The following is a 6,593-nucleotide window of genomic DNA, read 5'->3' as shown; positions in this document are numbered from 1 at the left end:
ATGCGTTCGGTCAAGATGCGAGTTTACACTCAGATGAGATTTGGCTCAGGTTAGTCAACTACGTGAATGAAAGCATTCATCTGGAGCCAATCGAACTATGCCAAATAGTTCTGTATCGCTTGCATCTAGTGGGAGCCATCGGGCTGAAACTGCGCGAAGACCGACCGTGGGATTGGATATTTGACACGAACCGACCAGTGGCAGCGCAGCAAATTGACCAGACAACCAAGCTACGAGTTCATCCTATGTTGTACGCGGCTCTAAACATCAGGAAATAATTCACAGGCCCAAGAGGCTTCGAAAAAACAACGAAGAGTGACTGTCTATTCTTAAGTCTCCAAAGAGCGCGCTGGTGTAACCCACCAGTGGCCGCTTTGGCCCCCTCATCCCCCCCACCGAACGCCCCGTTACCTAATTTTCCGTTACCAAAACTCCGGTTCAGGCGGTGCACGGGGGGTGCACGCATGGTGCACGCTTTTCACCCCCCTGTTTTGCCCCGTCGGGCCACGGGTTAACGCCACCGTGCGGGCACCGGTGGGCGGGGTGTTTAAATATGACGCTCTTAGTCAGCTTTTTGCCGTTGTCTGCCCTATACAATCCCGCGCGCGGGGCTATCTTGTGCGCAAAGACCCCTCAGTCAGGCAGTTGAAAAATGAGCAAAGATCCTCTCGTCGTTTTCACCCCTTCAGGCAAACGTGGCAATTTTCCTGTGGGAACTCCGATACTTACAGCCGCGCGCCAGCTTGGCGTCGATCTTGATTCTGTGTGCGGCGGGCGCGGGATTTGCTCCAAATGCCAGATCACGCCCTCTTACGGCGAGTTCTCCAAGCACGGTGTTACCGTCGCCGACAACGCCCTCAGCGAGTGGAACGCCGTTGAAGAGCGCTACGACAGCAAACGCGGCCTCCCCAAGGGCCGCCGCCTCGGCTGCCAGGCCACCGTCCAAGGCGACATCGTCATCGACGTCCCGCCCGAAAGTCAGGTGCACAAACAGGTCGTGCGCAAGCGCGCCGAGGCGCGTGATATCATAATGAATCCAACGGTTAAGCTCTATTACGTTGAAGTCGTAGAGCCTGATATGCACGAGCCGTCGGGCGACCTTGAGCGCCTGCGTGACGGTCTCAAAGCACAGTGGAATGTCGACGTCCCTCGCGCCGATCCGCATGTGCTAGGGCACCTCCAATCCGCCCTGCGCAAAGGCGCTTGGAAAGTCACCGTCGCCGTGCACCAAGGCCATGCCGAGGCCTCCCCCTCGATCATGCAGGTCTGGCCCGGGTTCCACGAAGGCTCCATCTACGGCCTCGCCGTCGACCTCGGCTCCACCACCATCGCGGGCCACTTGTGTGACCTGCAAACAGGCGAAGTCGTGGCCTCGTCTGGCCTCATGAACCCGCAAATCCGCTTCGGCGAAGACCTCATGAGCCGCGTCAGCTACTCCATGATGAACGCGGGCGGCGCGGCCGAAATGACTGCCTCGGTGCGCGCGGGCATGAACGATCTGTTCGAGCAGGTCGCCACCGAAGCAGGCATTGATAAGACGTTGATTATGGACGCGGTTTTTGTCTGTAACCCAGTCATGCACCACCTCTTTCTCGGCATTGATCCGTTCGAACTGGGCCAGGCCCCCTTTGCACTGGCCACCTCTGATGCCCTGCGCCTTGAGGCCCGTGACCTCGGGCTGAGCCTGCACCCCTCCGCACGCGTTTACCTGCTGCCCTGCATCGCGGGCCACGTGGGGGCTGATGCCGCCGCCGTCGCGCTCTCGGAAGCCCCAGACAAATCAGAAGACCTTGTGCTGGTCGTGGACGTAGGCACCAACGCCGAAATTCTTTTGGGCAACAAATCCAAGGTTCTCGCCTGCTCGTCGCCTACTGGCCCGGCCTTTGAGGGCGCGCAGATCAGCTCAGGCCAGCGCGCTGCCCCCGGAGCCATCGAACGCGTCGAAATTGACCCAGCCACCAAAGAGCCGCGCTTCCGTGTCATCGGCTGTGACCTCTGGTCAGATGAAGACGGCTTCGCCGAAGCTATCGCAACAACAGGCATCACCGGTATCTGCGGCTCAGGCATCATTGAAGCCATCGCCGAGATGCGCATCGCAGGGATCGTCGACGCCTCAGGCCTCATCGGCTCGGCCGAGCAAGTCGGCACGCCGCGTTGCATCACGGACGGGCGCACCCACAGCTACATGATGTGGGATGGGTCCGCCGACGGTGGCCCAACCATCACGGTCACAAACCCAGATATCCGCGCGATCCAGATGGCCAAGGCCGCTCTCTACTCGGGCGCGCGGCTTCTGATGGATAAGTTTGATGTCGCCACGGTGGATCGTGTTGTGCTTGCGGGCGCGTTTGGCGCGCATATCTCGCCCAAACACGCCATGGTGCTCGGCATGATCCCTGATTGCCTCATCGAGAAAGTCACCTCCGCAGGCAACGCCGCAGGCACAGGTGCGCGCATCGCACTTCTCAACAGCGAGGCCCGCGCCGAGATCGAGGCGACCGTGCGCAAGATCATCAAGATCGAAACCGCCGTAGAGCCGCGCTTTCAAGAGCATTTCGTCAATGCCTCTGCCATTCCCAATTCGGTGGAACCCTTCCCGATTTTGGCCGACGTTGTGACGCTGCCCGACGTCAGCTTCAACAGCGGCGATGGCGCAGGTGGCGGCCGCCGCAGACGGCGCGGCTAAAGCTTTGTTTGCAAGGAGATAACGGCTCCGCTAGGGTCGCCTCACTGTAACAGTCAGGCGGCCCTTTATGTCTTTGCGCTCTCTTATTCTGGTGCTTGCCCTCCTTGTGGGGCTCACCGGCCTGACGGCCCTGCGCATCGGCGCGCCTGAGCTTTTCGGCGCTGATGCTGTCTCTTCAGATTATATGATCTTCCATCTGGTGGGCAAGCTGGCTGCCCTTGGCCGCGTGAGTGAGGCCTACGACCCCGACAGCTTCAGGGCGTTTTTGCAGGCCAGCACGGGCAGCGCTGTCTTCATGACATGGACCTACCCACCCCATTTCAATCTCCCCCTGCAGGCGCTGGCGGCCTTGGGCGCGGGCTGGGGCTATCTTGTGTTTATGCTCGCCTCGCTTGCGCTTTTTGTCGCCGCGCTGTTCCGCCTTGGCCGCGAGGCCGCGATATGGGCCATTGCCCTCAGTTTGCCAGCCATGGTCATGAGCCTGCTCACAGGTCAGAACGGCTTGCTTACAGCGGGGCTGATGGCGCTCTTTGCCAGCCTTGCCCTTGCGCCCGTCTCGGCGCGCGCGGGCCTCGTGCTGGGCCTGCTCACCTATAAGCCCCATCTTGGCCTCGGCCTTGGCCTAGCGGCACTCTTGCGTGGCGGCTGGCGCATGGTCACCGTGGCCAGCCTCACAGCACTTGGCCTCGCCCTGCTCGCCGCTCTGGTCTATGGCGCAGATGTCTGGCTCGCCTTTCTGGAGGGGGTCAAAACCTCAGGCACGCTCTTACAGGCAGGCGAATACAAGTTCGCCCGCATGGTCACGCCTTTCACGCTTCTGGCCTCTCTGGGCCTTGAGACATCTGTTGCCATGTTGGCCCATCTGGCGTGGGTCTTCATAAGCTTTGGCGCACTCACCTACGCCTGCCTCAAAGGCTGGCGCATGGCCCACGTGATCAGCCTCGCCATTCTCGCGGGCACAACGCTCAGCCCTTACGCCTATGATTACGACCTTTGCGTGCTCGCGCCTGCCCTGGCGCTATCCTACCCCGCGCTACAAGGCCTCACGCAAGGCTGGCGCATCGCTCTTGGCGCAGCTGTGCTGCTGGCGTCAGGCTACGGGCTTGTGACAGCGCTCTTCGCAGGCTGGCTTGGAGACGGCTTCGGCCTTGTCTCTCTGGGGGGCATCGGGCTGCTCACCACAGCGCTCATCTGCTTTTACGCTATGGTCCAAAACGAAGCCTCTCAACAGCAGAGCGCATAGCGCTTGACCCATGCGCAACCTCGGTCTATCTGCACGCTCAGGGCGCGGGTATGATGTAGTGGTAGCCTGTCAGCTTCCCAAGCTGAACGTGCGGGTTCGATTCCCGCTACCCGCTCCAACCGGCTCTAGCGCCCAATCACGATATCGGCGCGCAGCCCGCCAAGCGCGTGGCTTTCCCCCAGCCTCAGCATTCCGCCATGCGCGCGAGCCACATCCATTGCAATAGACAACCCAAGCCCCACACCCGAGCCACTGTTCTGGTTGCGCGCGGCATCAAGCCGCGCAAAGGGGCGTAAGGCCTCCTCACGGTCTTGCGCTGCAATCCCGGGGCCGTCATCCTCCACCCGTATGCGCAGCACCCGCTCGGTCAGCATCACAGAGACAACGGCTCTGTTGCCGTAGCGCACGGCATTGCCAACCAAGTTTTCGACAGCGCGGCGGATACCGATACGGCGCAAACCAACGGTTCCACCGCCCTCGCCCTCCAGCTCTCCAAGGATCACATCCTGCCCCGCGCGCTGGCAATCCTGAACAATCTCGCGCAAAAAGCCGAACGGCTCTGTTGCCTCTGGCTCACCTTCCGAAGCGCCTTTGGCAAACGAAAGAAATTCATCGACGAGGCGCTGCATTTCTACGACATCGCGCTCCAGCGGCTCCCGCTCTTCATCCTCCAAAAGGGCCAACCCGAGCTTCATCCGCGTCAGCGGCGTGCGCAAATCATGGCTCACGCCCGACAGCATCAGCGTGCGCTGCTCGATCTGGCGCTCGATGCGGTTGCGCATATCCAGAAAAGCATGGCCTGCCGCGCGCACTTCTACGGCTCCTGACGGGCGATACTCAACCACCTGCCCCCGCCCGAAGGCCGCCGCGGCCTTTGCCAGCCGCTTGATCGGGCGCAGCTGGTTGCGCAAATAGATATAGGCCACCACTGTCATCAGCACGCCAACAAGCAACATATTGACCAAGAGCTGATGCGGGTTGGACGCCGAAACGCGCAGCCTGTCAAAGCTCAGGATTACAGGGCCACGCGCACTCTCAACCCCCACACGCAGCACACGGCCATCCGGCATATCAATCGCTGCAAGAGCATCGAGCGAGGCCAAAAGCTCGCGCCGCACAACGAGGCCTGCAAAGTCATACCAGCGCCGCCGCTCCTCGGCGATTGTGCCAGACTGCACCTCAATGGCCAGAGGTGCCGCCGAGGCGCTTACGCCGCTCTGGCTGTATTCATCAATCACCAAGCGCAGCTCAATGGCCATGGAGTGAGACATCTGCGTGGTAACGTCATCAAAGTGTCTCTGAATAAAGATAACAGAAACAACGAGTTGCAGCACCACAATGGGCAAAACCAGAATAAGCGCCGCCCGCCCGTAAAGCGAGCGCGGCATATAGTGTTTGAGCCATCCAAGAAACATGCCTAAACCTAGCGAGACACAGACAAAGAGGGAAGAGCCATGCACGATCTTGAGCGCTTTAATCCGCCAACAGGCGTGGCCGAGTGGCTCGCACCCCGCCTGCGGCGCATTGTGGCCAACAACCCCTCGCCCATGACCTACCGTGGCACCAACACCTACCTAATCGGCACAGGCGATCTGGCGCTGATTGATCCGGGGCCCGACGACCCCGCCCACCTCGCGGCCATTCTCGCAGCGCTTGAGGCAGGTGAAAGGATCACCCATATCTTCGTGACCCACTCCCATATTGACCACTCTCCGCTCGCAGCCGCGCTCTCACAGGCCACGGGCGCACCTGTTCTGGCCTTTGGCGACAGTTTGGCAGGGCGCAGCCACCTTATGACAGCGCTCGCCGCAGAAGGGCTGTCTGGCGGCGGTGAAGGCGTTGATCCCGACTTCGCCCCCGACATCCTCCTGAGCGACGGGCAGACCGTCACAGGCGAAAGCTGGGCACTCACCGCGCTGCATACCCCCGGTCATTTTGGCAACCACCTCTGCTTTGCCTGGGAGGATGCGCTCTTTTGTGGTGATCTGGTCATGGGCTGGGCCAGCTCGCTTGTCAGCCCGCCCGATGGCGACCTCACGGCCTTTATGGCCTCTTGCGCCAAGCTGCAGGCGCATGACTGGCGTATCTTCCATTCTGGCCACGGCGCGCCCATCACAGAGCCCACCGCGCGGCTTGAGTGGCTGATCACCCATCGCAAGAGCCGCGAATCCCAGATTCTTGCGTGTTTGGGCCGAAGCCCGGCTACAGCCACGGCTCTCACAGCCGAAATCTACGCCGACACGCCCAAATCCTTGCTGCCTGCCGCCGAACGCAACGTCTTTGCACATCTGATCGACCTCACAGAAAGAGGCCTCGTTGTGGCGAAACCCCAACTGTCACAGGGCGCAATCTTCACCGCCCTTTAGCGCCGAAACTTTTTCCACCCAAATGCCGAAAAACCGCTGGACGCCCCCAAACGCCATTGCTATATCGCCCACACCGTTCCGGCGTAGCTCAGCGGTAGAGCAGTTGACTGTTAATCAATTGGTCGTAGGTTCGATCCCTACCGCCGGAGCCATTTTCACCCAGTAGAGAATGAAGAGCAAACCCACCCCGTCTTGGGCATGATTTTGCGATCACAGGCTTTTCGCCCGATATGTGCCAAAGTCTGATCTGCCCCCGCTCTCACACCGTAAGTCTTTGAAGAGGCTTAAGATGCGGAGC

Annotated in this window: 4 protein-coding genes and 2 tRNA genes; 5 read left to right on the top strand and 1 reads right to left on the bottom strand. The window is 60.6% G+C overall.

Annotated features, from left to right (window positions below):
* Positions 1-652 precede the first annotated feature (652 nt).
* The 3 genes from ACTG3X_RS12505 (at position 653) to ACTG3X_RS12495 (ending at position 4,047) form a co-directional block, all read left to right on the top strand.
* Positions 653-2,686: an ASKHA domain-containing protein gene (locus tag ACTG3X_RS12505; protein ID WP_439111609.1), complete on the top strand. Its 2,034-nt coding sequence runs from the start codon at positions 653-655 to the stop codon at positions 2,684-2,686.
* A 67-nt stretch (positions 2,687-2,753) separates the two neighbouring features.
* Complete coding sequence (locus ACTG3X_RS12500) at positions 2,754-3,929, top strand: glycosyltransferase family 87 protein (protein WP_439111608.1); 1,176 nt, start codon at positions 2,754-2,756, stop codon at positions 3,927-3,929.
* Between the two features lie 44 nt (positions 3,930-3,973).
* Positions 3,974-4,047 (top strand) — tRNA-Gly (locus ACTG3X_RS12495).
* A 7-nt stretch (positions 4,048-4,054) separates the two neighbouring features.
* Here ACTG3X_RS12495 and ACTG3X_RS12490 read toward each other — a convergent pair.
* Positions 4,055-5,344 (bottom strand): ATP-binding protein, encoded by a 1,290-nt coding sequence (locus ACTG3X_RS12490; protein WP_439111607.1) that lies wholly within the window; start codon positions 5,342-5,344, stop codon positions 4,055-4,057.
* A gap of 39 nt (positions 5,345-5,383) precedes the next feature.
* On the opposite strand from ACTG3X_RS12490, the gene ACTG3X_RS12485 reads away from it, so the two are divergent.
* Together ACTG3X_RS12485 and ACTG3X_RS12480 are read left to right on the top strand one after the other, a co-directional pair.
* The gene (locus ACTG3X_RS12485; protein ID WP_439111606.1) at positions 5,384-6,295 is read left to right on the top strand and encodes an MBL fold metallo-hydrolase; all 912 of its coding nucleotides are present in this window, start codon (positions 5,384-5,386) and stop codon (positions 6,293-6,295) included.
* A 77-nt stretch (positions 6,296-6,372) separates the two neighbouring features.
* Positions 6,373-6,447, top strand: a tRNA-Asn gene (locus tag ACTG3X_RS12480).
* The last annotated feature ends 146 nt before the right edge of the window (positions 6,448-6,593 follow it).

The sequence above is a fragment of the Lentibacter sp. genome (assembly GCF_965658795.1).
Classification (GTDB): Bacteria; Pseudomonadota; Alphaproteobacteria; order Rhodobacterales; family Rhodobacteraceae; genus Lentibacter.
The sequence above is the reverse complement of the archived record's forward strand: the minus strand, read 5'-3'. Positions and strand labels throughout refer to the sequence as shown.